This window comes from Sphingobacterium sp. 1.A.4, assembly GCF_002734245.1.
GTDB lineage: Bacteria > Bacteroidota > Bacteroidia > Sphingobacteriales > Sphingobacteriaceae > Sphingobacterium > Sphingobacterium tenebrionis.
In genome coordinates, this window is record NZ_PEAZ01000096.1 from 1 (window position 1) to 17,697 (window position 17,697).

The following is a 17,697-nucleotide window of genomic DNA, read 5'->3' on the forward strand; positions in this document are numbered from 1 at the left end:
TCAGATGAAAAGCAACAACAGGTTTACCCGGTTCACAATGAAAGGACTGGATAAAGTCGCTGTGGAATTCGGTTTGATGGCCATTGCCCATAACCTCAGAAAATGGGCAAAAAAGTGGAAAGACAAAGCTTTTATCGGTAAACCAGGTGGCAAAAACTCCCTATTTGCGATAAATCAAGCCATCAACATGCTGAAAAGTACAAAACATCGACTTGCAGCCTAATATTGCTCATGAAATTATAATGGAGCTCCAGAAAGCTATAAAACAGAAGAAGGTGCCTTTTTAGACACCTTCTTTGTTCGGAAATATATATTACTAATATTTTTAAAACTAAAAATTATCCATAAAAAATGGGTAAGCCCCCTTTATCGCACCGCTCAACCAAATACCCTTGCTTTGTTCCCAACCTGGGGGAGTCAATGGGAGCTGGTCGTAAAGGACTTACCCACGGCAAAATTAACAAATTTTTAATGTTTCCGAAAAGAAAATAGCATTATCCTGCTATCCACCTGAATCTCAGTCAAAAAATTACATCTTCTCTTCATGATATTCCCCTTTTAGCGCGAAATATCCAAAAACTCCCAGCCCAATACTAATAATAGGCGTAAGGATAAACAGAATAATAATCCCAAACACCACATCTTCCTGATGACCGGACATGATTTTTGGCAATCCAAATTTTGCGATACAGAAATAGGCGGTCAGCAATGCCAGCCCGATCCACAACCATCCTAATATTTTTTTTAATCCTTCCATAATTAACTCAAATCTTTTGCAACCATATTTTTATTGATATAAAGCGCGCCGATGATGAAACTCACCGCCGAAATAATGATCGGGTACCAGAGCCCTTCCAAATAAAAGGTAGGATCCCCAATGGTCTTGGCATTGGTCGCCAAATAGGTAGAAACTGCAGGCAATAATCCCCCGAAAATCCCATTACCGATATGATAAGGCAACGACATAGACGTATAACGGATCTTAACTGGAAATATCTCCACCAAGAAAGCGGCGATAGGCCCATAAACCAGTGTGATATAGATAATCTGAATAAAGATCAACAAGATCAGTTTGATATAATTCCCCCCATTGATATGTACCGTTGTTTTATCCAGAGCTTTTACCTCTCCCTGAACAGCTTTCCCTTCCCTACTGATCAAACTTTTATGTTCTTCCTTTAAGGTCGTTCCATCAGAAAATACCTTATTGATGGTATGCACCTCATACACATCCTCCCCTTGCTGGCTTTCCGAGTAATGTTCGGTTCTTGACGCTACGACCTCTTCTTTTAGCACAGGGTTGGTAATGCTATACATGGCTTGGTAGATCGGTCTGTAGGTAAGCACCGCCAATAACATCCCCAGCAACATTACCCATTTCCTGCCCAGTCTATCCGACAATCTTCCAAAGACCACAAAAAACGGAGTGCCGAACAATAAGGCGATCCCAAGGATGGTATCCGCCTGATTGGATTCCAGCATCATCACGGTTTTCATATAGCTCATGGAATAGAATTGTCCGGTATACCAGACCACCCCCTGCCCCATTGTCGCACCAAATAAGGCCAACAATACGAACTTCAGATTATATTTATTACCAAAACTTTCCTTCAATGGATTGGTAGAAGTTTTCCCTTCCGCCTTTGCCTTTTTAAATTCCGGCGATTCATCCATATTCTTCCGGATCAGGTAAGAAACATAAACCATCAGAATAGATAACAGGAATGGAACACGCCAGCCCCATTGATCAAATTGGCTTTCCGTGAGGAAGAATTTGGTCAATAGGATCACCACCAATGAAATGAACAAGCCAAAGGTCGCGGTGGTCTGAATCCAGGAGGTCCAATAGCCCCGTTCCCCTTTTGGCGCATGTTCTGCAACATAAGTTGCAGCACCTCCATATTCTCCTCCAAGTGCCAATCCCTGCAGCAAACGCAATATCAATACGATCAATGGCGCCATAAATCCAATCTGTTCATAACTTGGAATACATCCAATGAGGAATGTAGCTCCTCCCATCAACATCAGAGTGACCATGAAGGTATATTTTCGACCGATGAGATCGCCCAAACGGCCAAAGAATAATGCGCCGAAAGGTCTGACCACAAATCCCGCTGCAAAGGTGGCCAAAGTGGATAAAAATGCTGCAGTTGGATTATCTGCCGGGAAAAACTTGGTGGAGATAACGACAGAAAGACTCCCGAAAATAAAGAAATCGTACCATTCGATCAGGGTTCCCAGCGAGGAAGCCCCGATCACTTTCCAGATCCCTTTCTTACTTACTTGTTCTTGCATAGATGTATTAGGTTTTAGGTAATTTATGTTATTCAGATTTTAGGTAATTTGTGTTATTTAAATTTAAGGTATTTTGAATTATTTAAATTTAAAGTAGTTTGTATATTTTTCCTGGTAGGGATTGTATGAGGCCTTTCAGCTCCAATTCCAGCAGCACGATGGCGAGTTTGCTCTGCGGCCAATCGCAGTAATTTGCCAATTCATCGATCAATGCCTGTCCTGCATCCTTCAGGTAACCAAACACTTTTTCTTCATCGGCATTCAAATCCTGGAGCATGCTTAATTGAACACCCGAATCCTTTTTTGGTTCAGATGGAATTTCCCAACGCATCAATTGCAACAGATCCCTGGAATTTCTGATCAGATGTGCCTGGTGCATCTGAATAAGCTGGTTGCAACCATTGGAATACGGCTGATCCACATTGCCGGGATAGGCACATACATCGCGGTTATAGCTATTGGCAATATCGGCTGTGATCAATGCGCCGCCCTTATCGGCCGCCTCCACGACCACGGTTACATCGGCCAAACCTGCAATAATGCGGTTGCGCATAGGGAAATTGGTCTTATCAGGTTTCGTTCCGGAGGTAAACTCAGATAATAGACTGCCATTTTCCATAATCTTTAATGCCACCTCCCGATGTTCATAGGGATAGATCCGGTCCAATCCATGCCCCAATACCCCAACATTCGGAATGTTATGGCTATTCGCGGCTTTATGGGCTATAATATCGATCCCAAATGCTAATCCACTGCATACCAATACCTCGGCCCTTCCGATTCCTCCCAGGAGCTCTTCGGTCAGTTTCCGGCCATAGTTCGTTGCATTTCTCGTCCCGACCACGCTGACCACTTTCTGTTTATTATAATCCACCTTGCCTTTGCTGAACAAGAGTAAAGGTGCATCATCGCAATTGCGAAGTCTACGGGGATAGCGTTCATCTTCGAACCATAAAACATCGATCCCATGTTTTTCAGCGAATCGGTATTCGGATTCCGCCTCTTGCATATATTTTTTGGAAAGAATGGTTTCTACCACCTGTTTGCTGATGCCCGGAATAGCGTTCAATTGAGATCTGGAACTTTGAAACATAGCATGAAGGGAGCCAAAATAGGCCAATAACAACTTGCAGGATTTAGGTCCGATTCCCTTTATTTTGGTAATCGCAATTTGCTCTATTGCATTCATTATTTCGGTTAGCTGGTATTAAATATAAGGATTCGATGTGCTTTCTGCAACATCTGTAAAACTTAAATGCTTAACTTTGCAGGGATAAATTCAGCGATTATGGAAATGCAAGAACCTTTTGATATAGAAATTAATGGTGTGGAATATTCGGTTTTCCCAGATGAAAAGGATACTTATACGATTTTTAAGGATGGGAAGGAGTATGTGCAGATTATTAAGGATACAGAGACTAGCTGGTTGAAATTAAATCCGGAGACGGGCTTGCCGATGTTTGGTATGGATGAGGAGGTTAATTTGATTGGGGCGGAAATATTGAAAGCGGAGTAGTTTTTTTATAAAAATCTTTATTGGATCCTTCAATTAAAAATTTTTGATCAATACCTTTTTTATTATTTGAATCGCAGTCTTTAGATCATCTTCATTAGAAGATGCGAATCCTAGCCTAATGGCATTCTCAACATAATCATCATACTTATGTGCCAGACCATTAGAGATATATTTTATAAACTATTTATGGAGAAATTTGAATTGATCCAGCTGGCATCGCACTGAAAGCAAGGTGAAAGTATACTGAAAGTATGTAAAATGTATATCAAGCATACTGTTCACTTACTTTTATATTAGAAACACCATTCTTTCATAAAGTTCTAAATCAATACCTTATTCAATCACATTTAAACCTAGATTTGGATTTAAATTAAACGAATAATTGATAAGTCTAAAGGTATAAAAATTAGAAAATTATCAATGGTTCAGGAGTTGATATTGAAAAATTTAAAATATTAATAGCAATCCTATAAAAATACAGAAATAACTACCTAATTATCATTTTCAATATTAATTCCAAATTTAACCTACTAAAGTATATGGTTAAATCTCATCCGCATTTCTAATTTCCTCCGTCAAAATATTGTTCTCCTGTTTCATTAGAAAAAAAGTATCCTCCATATTTTTCAATAAAGAAATCATCAGTTGTATATTTTTATCCTTACAGGATTCAAAATGTAATAATTCAAAATCAAAAACATCTCCTTCCTCAAAAGCCGACATAATTTCTTCCATCTCTCCAACGCTAGCTAAATTTAAGACATTCGCAAAAAGATGACATCTATGTTCGATCAATGCTTCCAACGTATCAATTACGGTTTCTCTATAATTCCTTTTCATAAGTTCTTAAGGCTTTAATTAAATTAAGTTTGATTTTTTCTTTGAGATGGTTCGGTTCAATAATTTCAGTATGTTGAACAATTGACATGATTTTATTGATCAAATCATTAGTGACCATAAGTTCCATCTCTAATAATATTCCAGTGTTTTCTTCTTTTACAATTTTCTGTGTTTGGTGCCAAGGTAATGACTTAAAATAGGGAGCCATTATTTCATCAACTTTGATTATTATTTTCTCTACTGATTGTCCGAAACCACCAATCTCAATTCCCATGGTATTTTCCCAAATTGATTGATAGTTATTACTATCAAACTTTCCTTTAATGGTTTTATAATGGATATTTAAATCCAGTATTCGATCTAAAGCAAAAATTCTTAAAGCTCCCTTATTTAAGTCCTCTGCTAATAAATACCACCGCTTATTGACCTCCTTTAGAACCAATGGTATTACCCTTCTTTTTTTAGAAGATAAATCATGGTATTTGTGATATTCAAATTCCAGAAAGAAATTGCCCTCCATTGCCTCGTTAATATCTGATAAATACATGGATCCCAACCCGTCTATTTTATCTTGAATAATATTACGTTGCACTTCAGAGCTTTCCATATTCATGTTTAATTGACTCCATGCATTCAATTTCATTTTTAAATCATTTTTTGAGGAAACATGGTAGGCTAATAATCTTGGGCTGTATTTTATTTCGATCCCAAAGATATTATTGATTGCTTTGATATCTCGCTGAAATGTTCTTATGCTATAGTCTCCAAGTTGATCGGAAAGTTTATTTAAAAGCCTTCTATGAATACTATCCCAACTTTGCGGTTTAATAGACAATTGTTCGATGATATAAAAGTGTCGCAAAAATTTATGCTGATATCCCATATAAATTTCTTTTTGCAAGTATAATATTTTGTAACGTCACATTTTGTCGTTCCGTAAAGTAATTTTGGATCAAATATTTGAACAATAACATATATATTAGACCATGAATCAGATTAAAACCCTACCAAAACAATTAAGAGGAAGAGATATTTTCACGAAAGTTATTCCTACCGTCAATACGCTAACCAATCTTTTTAAAAGTCTTGATGCACATGACTGGGATGAAAAAGCTTTAAAAAACTGGGAAAAACCAATTTACAAGGCATATAAACTGGAAAGTATTAAAGCCAAATTAAAATCTGCTTCTAATCTGGAAAGAAAATCATTGGTTAGAAACCATATATTGGAACTTGACGGAAACAAATTAGGTGTCCATCCTTTATGTGTCTATTTGATCCTTTTTTACAAGTCCAATTATCCAGCTGATCAATATACTTTTGATCAATTCATTAAAGAAAGTGGAATTTCTGATAAAGAAGGTTCAGCTAATGCTATTTGGTCTGTTGGTTCGCAAGATGGAAGATATTTGGAAATTTTTAATGATGAAAACGAGGTTATCGATCAGGAGTTTATTTCTTCATGGATAGGTATTAAAAAAGATAAATTAACAAAAACACATTTAACCCACTTTTTGGAACTTCCTTGGGACAGTAAAAAATTTACTGGCCCTAATACCATGTCTTGGTGTAAATATGTTTTGGAAGAATCTGCAAATCTTCCGAATTCATTCAACATCAATTTTTATAGAGATGATTTGTTAAGCTATTGCAAGGATCGAAATAACTCAGATTTTCATACCTTATTAGCTGTATTATCTTGGGGAGGCATGAACAGAAGAAATGGAAAAAGGTTATTAGCAAATCCTGAACCAATTCTAGATATTATAGGAAAACTTAGAAATGGAGAATTTAAAAACCGCCAGGACGCTTTTCTATATATTCAATCAAAGAGAAAAGAAGGCTCACTACCTGGTTTGGGAATCGGGTATTTCACAAAACTAATTTGTTTCTTAGCCCCAAATTTAAATGGATATATTATGGATCAATGGGTAGCAAAATCCATTAATTTGATTACGGAGAATCCATTTATAAAAATAAATAAATCAAGTTGGGTAACAGATGAGAATGATGCCCATATATATGAACAGTTCTGCAACGAAATTGATAAGGTAGGTTTACAGCTAAATGTAGATGGCATTAAAGCAGAAGAAAAACTGTTTTCTATTGGCGGCCGTGAAAAAGGGGCATGGCGAAAATACGTAATCGAAAAATATATAGTATAAGAATCTTCCAAGAAACCAGAAACAGCAATCCGCAAAGAATTCTAATCACATATTAGATATTTTTCGTTTATTTGTAATCCGAATTAACACGAATCTATGAGTTGGTTTAAAAGAAACAAAGCAGGAATACAAACTGCGACCGAACATAAAAAGGAGGCACCAGATGGGATGTGGAATAAATGTCCGAACTGTAAAAAACCACTTTTGAATGTTGAGCAGGTAGAAAATAAATACGTTTGTCATTATTGCGATTACCACATTAGAATTGGCTCTACGGCTTATTTTTCTGTATTATTTGACAATAACGAATACACCGAACTATTCCCTAACCTAAAAGCTGGAGACCCCTTAAATTTTATCGATAGCAAGCCTTATAAGGATCGATTGGTAGAAAGTCAGGCAAAAACAGGATTGAACGATGCTTTGCGCTCTGCTGTAGGAAAGCTTGACGGACAAGAAATTGTAATCGCTTGTATGGATTTCTCTTTCATTGGAGGTTCCATGGGTTCTGTTGTGGGTGAAAAGATCGCAAGATCAATCGATTATTGTATCGAACATAAACTGCCTTTTATGCTGATCTCCAAATCCGGAGGTGCACGTATGATGGAAGCCGCTTTTTCATTGATGCAAATGGCAAAAACATCGGCTAAACTGGCTCTTCTTGCGCAAGCAAAACTACCTTATGTTTGCTTATTAACAGATCCTACAACTGGAGGTGTTACGGCATCTTATGCGATGTTAGGTGATATTAATATCGCAGAACCAGGTGCGTTGATCGGTTTTGCAGGTCCTCGTGTAATTAAAGAAACTATCAAAAAAGATCTTCCAAAAGGATTCCAAACTTCGGAATTTGTATTGGAGCATGGTTTCTTAGATTTTATCGTCGATAGAAGACAACTGAAAGATAAAGTAGCTACTTTCTTGAAATTAGTGAAGTAGGTATAAATATTATTGGTTTAAATACCTTTAACAACATAAGGCGATCAATATTGATCGCTTTTTTTGCTTTAATCCTATTTGTACAAATAAGCCTCTAAAGAAAACATTACTTTTTCAAATACTTTAGAAAACTAAAAGGGCGTCTCTTCTTAATATAATACAGGTTTTCCTCATTTTCAAAGGCTTCCCTTTCAAAGGAGATATGCACATAGGCTTGAAGAAAATTTCGGTACTGAACAAAGCGGAATAGAAACTCCAAAAGGTAGAGGAAATAAAAGGGCAGAATCAATAATTCCAATGCTTGAGAAAGATGAATCCTCTCATGGTTGATCAATACTTTATCTGATCGATTCGCCAGTTCCCGCAAAAAGATAAATGGAAATATCGTGATGGCCTGCGCTTTTCCGGCAGAAAAAAAACGCGTCCAAAACTTACTCACTATAATTTTCCCTTTCATCGATAAGAATATCCTTTTTATAGAATTTGCACAATAATTATGTTTTTCGCTATAAAAATATAGCTTTTTTTTAATTTCAAAATTGATTGTATATTTGTTATAATCACCAAAAGCATTAATTCATGCCATATAAAGAACGCGAAATCAATAAATTGTACTATACAATGGGGGAAGTTACCGAAATGTTCGATGTAAATGCCTCACAAATCCGTTTTTATGAGCGTGAATTTGATATCCTGCAACCAAAGAAAAACAAAAAAGGAAATCGATTATTCACTCCAGATGATATCGCTAACCTAAAGATCATCTTTAATCTTGTCAAAGATAAAGGGTACACCCTTCAAGGAGCTCGCGACTTTCTTAGAAACAATAAAAATGAAGCTAAGGAAAATCAACGGGTCGTAGATTCCTTGGAAAAACTGAAAAGTTTCTTGCTGGAAGTTAGGGATAGTTTATAATCGGAATATAGTTTATAAACGGATATACCATTTATTTTCCATCACCATCTCGGGTTCAACTCGATCACTTCCAGATTTTCTATCCGATCCTGATTGATCTCAAAGCGCATTAGCGTTCTTTGCTTATGCCAACCCTGTTTTCCGGCAGCTCCGGGATTTAAATGTAGTAATCCCAGTTTCTGATCAAACTGCACCTTTAAAATATGCGAATGCCCACAGATAAATAACTTTGGGGGATTCTTACGGATCTCCTCCCGAACCAGTGGACTATATTTCCCGGGATAACCTCCAATATGCGTCATCCAAACATCCACTCCTTCACATTGAAAACGCAGATTTTCCGGATAGATCATCCGAATATCCTTTGCATCGATATTCCCAAAAACCCCTTTTAGTGGTTTAAAAGACTGCAACCTTTCAACAACCTCCATGGAACCAAAATCTCCAGCATGCCAGACCTCATCACAGTCCTTGAAATATTCAAAGACCGCATCGTCCAAATAACTATGCGTGTCCGAAATCAGTCCGATTTTCATATTAAAAAGCTAAAAAGAAAGGTTCCAATAAATGATTATAGGCATCTGAATAAATCCCTCGGCCCTTATAGATAATAAATTCTTCTGTTTTTGGCTGATGGGCCTTACGGGCAAAACTGATGATACAACGAAAACTATCCGAATCTTCAAAAGATCGGATATTGCATTGTCCGTTCCATTCCAAGCCATGCGCAACAGCCTCATCTATTAAAAACTGTTCCATCTCGATGGGAACAATAAGCTGAATCTGCCCATCCGCCTTCAATCTTTCCGAAGCAAATTTGATCATCCCTTTGAAAAAGGTATCATCCGTGTGTTTTGCAACTTTTTTCCGTTGATCAGGATTATGGAGGGAATTTAAATAGAATGGTGGATTGGACACAATCAAGTCGAACTGCAGTTCCGCTTGCCAATGAAAGATATCGCCATGAACAAGCTGCATCCTATCCATGAAGGGCGATTGTTTATAATTCATGTCTGCGGTTTCAGCGGCCAGTTCATCAATTTCCACCCCCCATACGTTCGCCTGCTCAAAACGTTGGGCAAGCATCAAGGCAATGACACCGGTACCTGTTCCGATATCCAAGATATCCATGGTGCCCGGATTAACAGCTGATCCATCCACAGCCTCTTCCTGATGAAATCCCGCTGTTGCGCCCAATAAGACCCCATCGGTGTTGATCCGCATCGGTACATTATTCTGATCTACAGCAAATTGTTTGAATTGAAAGACCTGTCCCATCCTATCCCAATATTAAATACGAGTTTCTAATTTAAACACGAAATACTAATTCTTTAGCAAACGTTGGATCTCATCCAATTTCATCAAGGCTTCCACAGGCGTTAAAGTATTCACGTCCAGGTTGTTCAACATATCCCTGATCTTCTCCAGCACCGGATCATCAATAGCGAACATCTGCAATTGATAGGCCTGCTTTTGGATCTTCCGCATGCTATCCTTGATCTTTTCTCCGCCGGTGCGTTCCTGCTCCAAACGTTTCAGAATATCATTCGCACGGCCGATCAATTTCGGCGGCATACCTGCCAATTTCGCGACATGTATACCAAAGCTATGTTCAGATCCTCCAGGAACCAATTTCCTTAAAAAGATAACCTTATTATTCACCTCTTTCACACTTACATTGTAATTCTTGATGCGCGGCATGGAATTACAGAGCTCGTTCAATTCATGGTAATGGGTGGCAAAAAGCGTCTTGGCCTGACAGCTCGGATGCCCGTGTAGGTATTCTGCAATGGCCCAAGCAATAGAAATACCATCATAGGTACTCGTACCACGACCGATCTCATCCAAGAGGATCAAACTGCGGTCAGACAGGTTATTCATGATGCTTGCCGTTTCATTCATCTCCACCATAAAGGTTGATTCTCCAGAGGATAGATTATCCGAAGCCCCAACACGGGTAAAGATCTTGTCGACAATACCAATACTTGCTTCCTTCGCCGGAACAAAACTTCCGATCTGCGCCATCAATACAATCAGACCCGTTTGTCGGAGCAAGGCAGATTTACCTGCCATATTCGGACCGGTAATAATAATGATCTGTTGCGTTTCTGGATCCAAAAAGGTATCGTTCGTGATGTAATCCTCCCCTATCGGAAGTTTCTTTTCGATCACAGGATGTCTACCACCCTTAATATCCAATACACGAGAATTATTGATCTCGGGTTTTATGTAATAGTTCTTTTCCGCGATCACGGCAAAGTTCAACAGCACATCCAACTTGGCGATCAATTGCGCATTGAGCTGAATGGGCTTGATGTAAGCCGCGATATCCTGCAATAATTCGGCATAGATCCTATTTTCGATGACCTGTATTTTCTCCTCGGCACCTAAAATCTGTTCTTCGTATTCTTTAAGTTCTTCGGTGATGTAGCGTTCAGCATTGACCAAGGTCTGTTTGCGGATCCAACTATCCGGAACTTTATCTTTATGGGTATTGGTGACTTCCAAATAATAACCAAAGACATTATTGAATGCTATTTTAAGCGAAGGGATACCAGTCGCCTCCGATTCCCGACGTTGGATTTCCAAAAGGTAATCCTTCCCACCGAATGCCACCTTTCTTAGCTTATCCAGGTCCGCATCCACCCCATCTTCGATCACATTTCCTTTGTTCAATGCCACTGGAGGCTCGGCTTTAACCGTTTTTTCGATCTTTTCCCGAATAAGGAAACAAGGGTTCAACTGTTCGGCTATCATCCTTAGCGATTCGGTATCTGAAGCATTGGTCATCTCCTTCAGTTTTTCCACTGCATATAAAGCCCGCTTCAATTGGATAATCTCACGAGGATTGGCCTTCTGAAGTCCGATTTTACTGATCAGACGTTCCAGATCACCCACCTGCTTGATCTCACGGATAAGCTCGTCACGTACATCGCGGTGGTTATGGAAATATTCCACGACCTGTAGTCGCTCCTGAATAGCCTTTTCATCCTTCAAAGGCATGATGATCCAGCGTTTCAACAATCGTGCACCCATAGGCGATGATGTTTCATCCAGGACATCTGAAAGGGTACTAGCATTTTCATTGGCAGAACCGATCAACTCCAGGTTACGGATGGTAAAACGATCCAACCACATGTAACGATCTTCCTCGATACGGGAAATATTGGAGATATGCTGTAGATTTCGGTGTTCGGTTTCATTCAGGTAATGCAGCGCAACACCAGCAGCAATGATGCCGATGTTCATCCGATCTACCCCAAAGCCTTTCATGGATTTCACCTCAAAATGCTTCAATAACTGTTCCTCGGCATAATCTCCAGAATATGGCCATTCATCCAAGGTATAGGTATAGTATCCGGAACCAAACTGTTCCAGAAACTCTTTATACTGTTTCTTAGGAAGAATGATCTCCGTTGGCTTGAAACCCTGCAACAATTTATCGATATACCCCACATTCCCTTGGGCGACCAAAAATTCGCCGGTTGAAATATCCAAAAAGGAAACTCCAACGACCAATTTTTCGGTATAAATGGACGCCAGGTAATTGTTTGATTTCTGATGAACGATGTTTTCATTGTAAGAAACACCTGGAGTTACCAATTCGGTCACCCCGCGTTTCACGATGGTTTTGGTCTGTTTGGGATCTTCCAATTGGTCGCATATCGCCACACGTTGTCCGGCACGCACCAGTTTTGGTAGATAAGTCTCTAAGGAATGGTGCGGAAATCCTGCCAATGCCGTTTCCGATTCGGTGCCATTACCTCTTTTTGTTAGAACAATCCCTAAAATTTTGGCGGCCTTCACCGCATCCTCCCCAAACGTCTCGTAAAAATCCCCCACTCTAAACAACAAAAGGGCACCAGGATATTTCGCCTTGATGGTATTATATTGCTGCATTAAAGGGGTTTGTTTCTTCTCTTTTGCCAAGATATGCCAATTTTGAATAAGATGTAAAAATAGCAGAATTATTAAAAAATACCTCTTATGTTTGCATAAAAATTCAAGGTTATGGCCATTAAGCGCAGTACCAAAAAGAATAAGATCAAACAAAACAACAGCAAAGGAAAATCCACTTTGTGGAGGAAGGTGGGTTACTATGCATTAAGGGGACTTATTGCATTTTTTGTGCTATCTATTCTTTGGGTGATCGCCCTGCGTTTTATCAATCCTCCCATTACGTATCTGATGTTGACTAGGGGCTTTGAAAGGAAGGCTGCTGGGAAGGAATGGAAGATCGACAAGAAGTGGTTGGATTACGAGGATATCTCGGATAATTTGAAAAGAGCGGCTATTGCGGGTGAAGATGCCCATTTTTTGACGCATAATGGTTTTGATACGGAAGCGATAAAGCAGGCTTTTGAAAAGAATAAGGCAGGGAAGAAATTGAGGGGAGGAAGTACGATCAGTCAGCAAACGGCGAAGAATGTGTTTCTTTGGCCTGGAAGATCTTGGTTCCGGAAAGGATTGGAGACTTATTTTACGTTGTTGATTGAGGGTTTATGGAGTAAGAAAAGGATATTGGAGGTGTATTTGAATGTGATAGAGATGGGACAAGGGGTGTATGGGGCGGAAGCGGCTTCACAATATTATTTCCATAAATCGGGGAAGAGTTTGACGAAGAAGGAAGCGGCATTGATTATTGCGGTGCTGCCTAGCCCGCAGAAATGGGACGCACGAAGGCCATCTAATTGGGTGAATAGACGGGCAAATGCTATTGTGAGGTATATGCATGTTTATGAGATACCGGAGTAGATAGATGATAGACTTTGCCGTCATTGCGAGGAACGAAGCAATCTTTACCCATGTCATGCTGAGCGAAGTCGAAGCATCTACATTTGGTACCATTACAGATCCTTTGACGCTGCTCAGGATGACATTAATCGAAAGATTGCTTCGTCGTGCCTCCTCGCAATGACGCAGGGCCTCCTCGCAATGACGCATAGTACGAAATGACGCAGTGACCTCAATGAATCAGTGCACGCAATAAGGCAGTGCACGAAATAAGGCAGTGCATCCAATGACTGCAGGCCGGACGAAGAGCAAAAAAACTACTTATAAATCTCCACCTTTATCTCTCCATCCTCCGTTACAGTTCCGCGATACATACCCTCAGTATTAAAAGGCATAGCCACATTTCCATTTGCATCCAAAGCGATCATCCCCCCATCACCGCCTAGCTTACCGATTTCATCGATTACCGCCTTACTTGCCGATGCCACATTTTCCTTTCCATATTTCATCCTTGCTGAAACATTAAAAGCTGCGGAAGTCCGAATATAATACTCTCCCCATCCTGTACAAGAAATTGCTGCTGTTTCATTATTCGCATAATTCCCTGCGCCGATAATCGGAGAATCTCCTACCCTTCCAAATTTCTTATTGGTCATTCCGCCGGTGGAGGTTCCGGCCGCAAGATTCCCAGCTTTATCCAATGCCACGCAACCTACCGTTCCAAACTTTTCATCCTTAATAACAGGCGGCAAATTACTCTGCTGTCCATCATGATCCAATTCCATTCTTTCCTTATCACGTTCCAATGCCCGCTGCAATCCATCCCATCGTTGCTGTGTCCAGAAATATTGGGGATCAACGATCTCCAAGCCCTGTTTTTTAGCAAATTCCTCCGCCCCCTTAGCAATCATCATCACATGCTCCGATTTATCCATCACCGCTCTTGCTGCCTTGATAGGATTTTTCACAATGGTAACTCCTGCAACAGCACCAGCCTTCAAGGTTTTTCCATCCATGATGGAAGCATCCAATTCGTTCTTTCCCTGATTGGTAAATACCGCACCTTTTCCAGCATTGAACAAAGGCGAATTCTCCATGACTTCTATCGCGGCAATGACCGCATCCTGACTGGATTCACCGTTCTTTATCTTGGCATACCCCTTTTCCAAGGCTTCCGTTAAAGCAGCAATATAAGCCTTCTCCAAAGAGTCGGTCATGTTCTTCTTCAGAATCGTTCCGGCACCCCCATGGATGGCCATCACATATTTTACTTCTTTTTTAGCCTGCGCTTGGCTATTATCCTGACTTCCCACCATCATTAAACAAGTTAGTAGCGTATATAGAATCTTTTTCATCATTAACTAATCATTTCCACAAATTAACCAAATATTGCCACAAAAAAAAGAGGCTGGATATCGAGTGATATCCAGCCTTTGGGTGCTTGTGTATTAATAGTTAGGTTATTTCTTTGTCACTGTCAATTTTGGTTTGGCATTGCCTTCCGATAGATCGACCACAAATTCATAGGTTGCATCCGCCGTCAAAGTCTTGCCCGCCAATAATCCTAAGTTACCCGGATCTCTACCGTTACTTCCATTTCCAACAAATACCACATCACTTGTCGTGGTCAATTCATTCTTGAATTCACCGCCCCATCCTTTTTGATGGAAGAATTTAAAGTTGATGTTATCCGTTTTGATGGATTTTCCAGCGATCACCGTTACACGGTATTTCTTGCCACCAATTGGCGCCATACAGATCGCATTATCTGGGTTCCAGCCTACTTCATTCGATGCTACCGTTGGTTTACCGATTCCTTCACCGATAATCCAAATAGCGCCGGTTCCGTCTGCATTTAAGCTCGCTAGGTTACTTCCGGACATCGCTTCCGCGTAAATATATTCTTTATCGAAATTCGCATAGAAACGGTATTTACCGCTCATGGCGTTGAAGTAATATTTACCCCCATCCTCACGGATATAATCGGAACTGATGCCCCAAGCCGACAATCCCTCAATACCATCAATCGTAATCTCCTGCCCATTTTCAATGGTCAGATCAACACTGTACAGGTTGTCGTTTACCATTTTCATGCCCTCTCCATTGAACGCATAACCAATAATAAAAGGTGCTGCTTCATAAGTAAGGGTATTGAACGAAATGGTATAAACACCAGATACCGAATTGGAGAAAGGAATATTCTGTGTGATCCCTTGGGTTATCATATCATTTTCCCAACCAAATTGAATCGGGTTTCCAGCAGCACCAAATGCTGGTGCCTCTAAATAACCGTTCACTTTGAATGGTAGGTTTTCTGTTAATTCATACTTATTCAGAGCTACCCTGTTCATTTTATAGGTCTTGGTAGGTGTCACCAAATTGATATGAGGAAAATCAGGTCTACTGATCGTGATGGACTGGCTGGTATCGGCTTTCACCAATTCCACGTTTTCCAAGGTAAATTTCAATTCTGCGGCACCATTTGGAATATCCTTAAGAAAAGGCACAAATAATTTTCCAGCATATTCGCCATAATCTTTCGTACGGATAATCTTCTCGGCTACCACTTCCCCACTGAATAAAAGCTGAGCTTTCAACGTGGACAAAGCGACACCTTGGTCTTTAACATTGAGCGAGAAAGCAACACTATCTCCGAAGAAAGCTGTTTTTGGCAGGTTCGTGATCTCCATGCTTGGTGAACCTCCACCAATTGGAACGATAAATTCATCCTCTTTACACGAGAACAGCAAGGTAAAAAGGCATAATATTGCGGTATAATTGATTAGTTTTTTCATTTTTTCCAAGTATAAGAAACTACCGAACTAGCAGGAACGGTATAGCCAAAATTGTTCTTACCATCCTCCAACACGATGAATGAATCAGCTCCAGAATGATTGGTAATCACGAAAGCATAGGATCCATCAGTGTTTTTAAATGCTGCATAGGTCAAATTACTGTCGGTATATCCTGTTGTACCAATACGAACAGCTCCAGGTTTAACCACCGAAGACATGTGGCCAATGATATAATAATGGGAATTTCTACGGATGGTTTTATAATCCGCTTTACTGATATCCACAGCTCCATAACAAGTTTGACATCCACCTTCACGGTTTGGTCCTTTGTCAGAATCCAACATCAGGTTCCATACTATAACTGCTTTACTGAAATTATTTACGGTCCCTAGCGCCACTTCACGCATATCTTCGGTAAGACGTTTGCCCAATACATTGCCATCATTCCAGGTTCCAATGGATGTTTCTGTAAAAACGATATCCTTATTAGGTGCTTTGGCATGAATGTCCAATAATTCATCTTTGTTACCCCCATAATTATGGAAAGCTGAACCAGCAAAAAAGGCTGCTGCTGCAGGATCCTGGAAGATTTTTACCGGATAATCCTCTTGCTCTGGCATATCATCGTAATTATAGTTATGGTCAAAAGCATAGATTTTAGTGGTCAAACCAGCAGCTTTGATTTTTGGACCTAAGGCCGTTTTCACAAATGCCTGTTGTTCTGGCCAGAACATCAACAAGGAAGCGGAGTTGCCCGCATTCAATGGCTCATTTTGAGGCGTAATGGAATAGATATTGATGCCTTGAGCGGCCATCGCCTGAATCCATTTTACGAAGTAGGTGGCATAATCCTGGTAATATTTAGGATTTAAGTGGCCACCGGTCCATGACTCATGCGGTTTAAGATCGGTCAAGTTGTTCACCTTCATCCAAGTTGGCGGTGTCCAAGGCGAACCCATGATCTTAATGTCTGGATTGATCGCTAAAATCTCCTTTAAAACCGGAATTACATATTTCAATTCCTCTTCTTGAAGGGCAAAGTTTTCGATTCCTGGTTTATCTGCCAAGGTATATTCACTCAAAGAGAAATCGGAACAGCCGATAGCTATACGGATATAGCTCTGGCCCATCCCTTCGGTCGGAGAAAAGGTTTCCTTCAAAAACTTAGCACGATCTGTTTCACTCATCTTCAGCAGGTTGTAAGCTGTTGAACCAGTAATTGCAGAACCGAAACCATCCATGGTCTGAAAAGTCTTAGACTCGTCGATCTTGATGGTTTTTGGCGACATGCTTGCCGTTTTATTGAAATTAACAAAAGTTCGCTCGAAATCCTGGCTCATGGAGGAGGTCGTTGTATAGATCTTTACATCGCCAGAAGTTGGATTGGTCGGCTTGATCGGATCGCCACCGTTAAAGTTGTCATTTCCACAGGCAATCATTCCTGTGGTCAGGACGCTAACAGCTAAAATATATTTCTTGAAATTCATCATGTTCTAAA

General features: G+C 40.0%; 18 protein-coding genes and 1 other RNA gene. 6 read left to right on the plus strand and 13 right to left on the minus strand.

Annotated elements, in window-relative coordinates; translation table 11 throughout:
• On the plus strand, positions 1–223 hold a 223-nt coding region (locus CRJ00_RS19400; RefSeq protein WP_218962196.1), incomplete at its 5' end, for a transposase.
• A 127-nt stretch (positions 224–350) separates the two neighbouring features.
• Here the strand turns inward: CRJ00_RS19400 and ffs are convergent.
• The 4 genes from ffs to dprA form a co-directional block, all read right to left on the minus strand.
• An RNA gene (ffs, locus tag CRJ00_RS15645) (signal recognition particle sRNA small type) lies at positions 351–448 on the minus strand.
• An 81-nt stretch (positions 449–529) separates the two neighbouring features.
• Entirely contained in the window at positions 530–757 is a 228-nt protein-coding gene (locus CRJ00_RS15650) for a DUF6814 family protein (RefSeq protein ID WP_099367688.1), read from the minus strand.
• A 2-nt stretch (positions 758–759) separates the two neighbouring features.
• Positions 760–2,295, minus strand: a complete 1,536-nt coding sequence (locus tag CRJ00_RS15655; protein ID WP_099367689.1) for an MFS transporter — start codon at positions 2,293–2,295, stop codon at positions 760–762.
• 88 nt (positions 2,296–2,383) lie between these two features.
• The gene (dprA, locus tag CRJ00_RS15660) at positions 2,384–3,484 is read right to left on the minus strand and encodes a DNA-processing protein DprA (RefSeq protein WP_099367690.1); all 1,101 of its coding nucleotides are present in this window, start codon (positions 3,482–3,484) and stop codon (positions 2,384–2,386) included.
• Positions 3,485–3,550: 66 nt separating this feature from the next.
• On the opposite strand from dprA, the gene CRJ00_RS15665 reads away from it, so the two are divergent.
• Positions 3,551–3,811: a hypothetical protein gene (locus CRJ00_RS15665; protein ID WP_373560883.1), complete on the plus strand. Its 261-nt coding sequence runs from the start codon at positions 3,551–3,553 to the stop codon at positions 3,809–3,811.
• A gap of 543 nt (positions 3,812–4,354) precedes the next feature.
• On the opposite strand, the gene CRJ00_RS15670 is transcribed toward CRJ00_RS15665, so the two are convergent.
• Both CRJ00_RS15670 and CRJ00_RS15675 read right to left on the minus strand, forming a co-directional pair.
• The gene (locus CRJ00_RS15670) at positions 4,355–4,651 is read right to left on the minus strand and encodes a hypothetical protein (protein WP_099367692.1); all 297 of its coding nucleotides are present in this window, start codon (positions 4,649–4,651) and stop codon (positions 4,355–4,357) included.
• Positions 4,635–5,534: a helix-turn-helix transcriptional regulator gene (locus tag CRJ00_RS15675; protein ID WP_099367693.1), complete on the minus strand. Its 900-nt coding sequence runs from the start codon at positions 5,532–5,534 to the stop codon at positions 4,635–4,637. The genes CRJ00_RS15670 and CRJ00_RS15675 overlap by 17 nt, the downstream gene beginning before the upstream one ends.
• Before the next feature lie 103 nt (positions 5,535–5,637).
• On the opposite strand from CRJ00_RS15675, the gene CRJ00_RS15680 reads away from it, so the two are divergent.
• Both CRJ00_RS15680 and accD read left to right on the plus strand, forming a co-directional pair.
• A complete protein-coding gene (locus tag CRJ00_RS15680; RefSeq protein WP_099367694.1) occupies positions 5,638–6,816 on the plus strand; it encodes an 8-oxoguanine DNA glycosylase OGG fold protein in 1,179 nt (392 codons plus the stop codon).
• Between the two features lie 96 nt (positions 6,817–6,912).
• Positions 6,913–7,755: an acetyl-CoA carboxylase, carboxyltransferase subunit beta gene (accD, locus tag CRJ00_RS15685; protein WP_099367695.1), complete on the plus strand. Its 843-nt coding sequence runs from the start codon at positions 6,913–6,915 to the stop codon at positions 7,753–7,755.
• A 106-nt stretch (positions 7,756–7,861) separates the two neighbouring features.
• On the opposite strand, the gene CRJ00_RS15690 is transcribed toward accD, so the two are convergent.
• Positions 7,862–8,212: a hypothetical protein gene (locus tag CRJ00_RS15690; protein WP_218962236.1), complete on the minus strand. Its 351-nt coding sequence runs from the start codon at positions 8,210–8,212 to the stop codon at positions 7,862–7,864.
• A 122-nt stretch (positions 8,213–8,334) separates the two neighbouring features.
• On the opposite strand from CRJ00_RS15690, the gene CRJ00_RS15695 reads away from it, so the two are divergent.
• A complete protein-coding gene (locus CRJ00_RS15695; RefSeq protein WP_099367696.1) occupies positions 8,335–8,670 on the plus strand; it encodes a MerR family transcriptional regulator in 336 nt (111 codons plus the stop codon).
• Positions 8,671–8,711: 41 nt separating this feature from the next.
• On the opposite strand, the gene CRJ00_RS15700 is transcribed toward CRJ00_RS15695, so the two are convergent.
• Genes CRJ00_RS15700 through mutS form a run of 3 tightly spaced genes read right to left on the minus strand, consistent with a single transcriptional unit; the run spans position 8,712 to position 12,570 of the window.
• Positions 8,712–9,206: a metallophosphoesterase family protein gene (locus tag CRJ00_RS15700; protein WP_099367697.1), complete on the minus strand. Its 495-nt coding sequence runs from the start codon at positions 9,204–9,206 to the stop codon at positions 8,712–8,714.
• Between the two features lies 1 nt (position 9,207).
• Positions 9,208–9,948, minus strand: coding sequence for a tRNA1(Val) (adenine(37)-N6)-methyltransferase (locus CRJ00_RS15705; RefSeq protein ID WP_099367698.1), 741 nt, complete (start codon positions 9,946–9,948; stop codon positions 9,208–9,210).
• Positions 9,949–9,993: 45 nt separating this feature from the next.
• Complete coding sequence (gene mutS, locus CRJ00_RS15710) at positions 9,994–12,570, minus strand: DNA mismatch repair protein MutS (protein ID WP_180268512.1); 2,577 nt, start codon at positions 12,568–12,570, stop codon at positions 9,994–9,996.
• Between the two features lie 111 nt (positions 12,571–12,681).
• Between mutS and mtgA the strand changes: the two genes are divergently transcribed.
• Positions 12,682–13,425 carry a monofunctional biosynthetic peptidoglycan transglycosylase gene (gene mtgA, locus CRJ00_RS15715; RefSeq protein ID WP_099367700.1) on the plus strand — a complete coding sequence of 248 codons (744 nt, stop codon included), beginning with the start codon at positions 12,682–12,684 and terminating at the stop codon, positions 13,423–13,425.
• Between the two features lie 296 nt (positions 13,426–13,721).
• Here mtgA and CRJ00_RS15720 read toward each other — a convergent pair whose 3' ends face one another.
• From CRJ00_RS15720 to CRJ00_RS15730, 3 genes are all read right to left on the minus strand, one after another.
• Complete coding sequence (locus tag CRJ00_RS15720; RefSeq protein WP_257213819.1) at positions 13,722–14,723, minus strand: isoaspartyl peptidase/L-asparaginase family protein; 1,002 nt, start codon at positions 14,721–14,723, stop codon at positions 13,722–13,724.
• A 141-nt stretch (positions 14,724–14,864) separates the two neighbouring features.
• Positions 14,865–16,199 (minus strand): DUF5121 domain-containing protein, encoded by a 1,335-nt coding sequence (locus tag CRJ00_RS15725; protein ID WP_099367701.1) that lies wholly within the window; start codon positions 16,197–16,199, stop codon positions 14,865–14,867.
• The gene (locus CRJ00_RS15730) at positions 16,196–17,689 is read right to left on the minus strand and encodes a glycoside hydrolase family 30 protein (protein ID WP_218962238.1); all 1,494 of its coding nucleotides are present in this window, start codon (positions 17,687–17,689) and stop codon (positions 16,196–16,198) included. The genes CRJ00_RS15725 and CRJ00_RS15730 overlap by 4 nt, the downstream gene beginning before the upstream one ends.
• Positions 17,690–17,697 lie beyond the last annotated feature (8 nt).

Excerpts from the sequence above, each read along its gene's own strand:
- CRJ00_RS15650 (WP_099367688.1), bottom strand. The coding sequence starts at position 757 with ATGGAAGGATTAAAAAAAATATTAGGATGGTTGTGGATCGGGCTGGCA.
- CRJ00_RS15655 (WP_099367689.1), bottom strand. The coding sequence starts at position 2,295 with ATGCAAGAACAAGTAAGTAAGAAAGGGATCTGGAAAGTGATCGGGGCT.
- dprA (WP_099367690.1), bottom strand. The coding sequence starts at position 3,484 with ATGAATGCAATAGAGCAAATTGCGATTACCAAAATAAAGGGAATCGGA.
- CRJ00_RS15665 (WP_373560883.1), top strand. The coding sequence starts at position 3,551 with ATGCTTAACTTTGCAGGGATAAATTCAGCGATTATGGAAATGCAAGAA.
- CRJ00_RS15670 (WP_099367692.1), bottom strand. The coding sequence starts at position 4,651 with ATGAAAAGGAATTATAGAGAAACCGTAATTGATACGTTGGAAGCATTG.
- CRJ00_RS15675 (WP_099367693.1), bottom strand. The coding sequence starts at position 5,534 with ATGGGATATCAGCATAAATTTTTGCGACACTTTTATATCATCGAACAA.
- CRJ00_RS15680 (WP_099367694.1), top strand. The coding sequence starts at position 5,638 with ATGAATCAGATTAAAACCCTACCAAAACAATTAAGAGGAAGAGATATT.
- accD (WP_099367695.1), top strand. The coding sequence starts at position 6,913 with ATGAGTTGGTTTAAAAGAAACAAAGCAGGAATACAAACTGCGACCGAA.
- CRJ00_RS15690 (WP_218962236.1), bottom strand. The coding sequence starts at position 8,212 with ATGAAAGGGAAAATTATAGTGAGTAAGTTTTGGACGCGTTTTTTTTCT.
- CRJ00_RS15695 (WP_099367696.1), top strand. The coding sequence starts at position 8,335 with ATGCCATATAAAGAACGCGAAATCAATAAATTGTACTATACAATGGGG.
- CRJ00_RS15700 (WP_099367697.1), bottom strand. The coding sequence starts at position 9,206 with ATGAAAATCGGACTGATTTCGGACACGCATAGTTATTTGGACGATGCG.
- CRJ00_RS15705 (WP_099367698.1), bottom strand. The coding sequence starts at position 9,948 with ATGGGACAGGTCTTTCAATTCAAACAATTTGCTGTAGATCAGAATAAT.
- mutS (WP_180268512.1), bottom strand. The coding sequence starts at position 12,570 with ATGCAGCAATATAATACCATCAAGGCGAAATATCCTGGTGCCCTTTTG.
- mtgA (WP_099367700.1), top strand. The coding sequence starts at position 12,682 with ATGGCCATTAAGCGCAGTACCAAAAAGAATAAGATCAAACAAAACAAC.
- CRJ00_RS15720 (WP_257213819.1), bottom strand. The coding sequence starts at position 14,723 with ATGATGGTGGGAAGTCAGGATAATAGCCAAGCGCAGGCTAAAAAAGAA.
- CRJ00_RS15725 (WP_099367701.1), bottom strand. The coding sequence starts at position 16,199 with ATGAAAAAACTAATCAATTATACCGCAATATTATGCCTTTTTACCTTG.
- CRJ00_RS15730 (WP_218962238.1), bottom strand. The coding sequence starts at position 17,689 with ATGATGAATTTCAAGAAATATATTTTAGCTGTTAGCGTCCTGACCACA.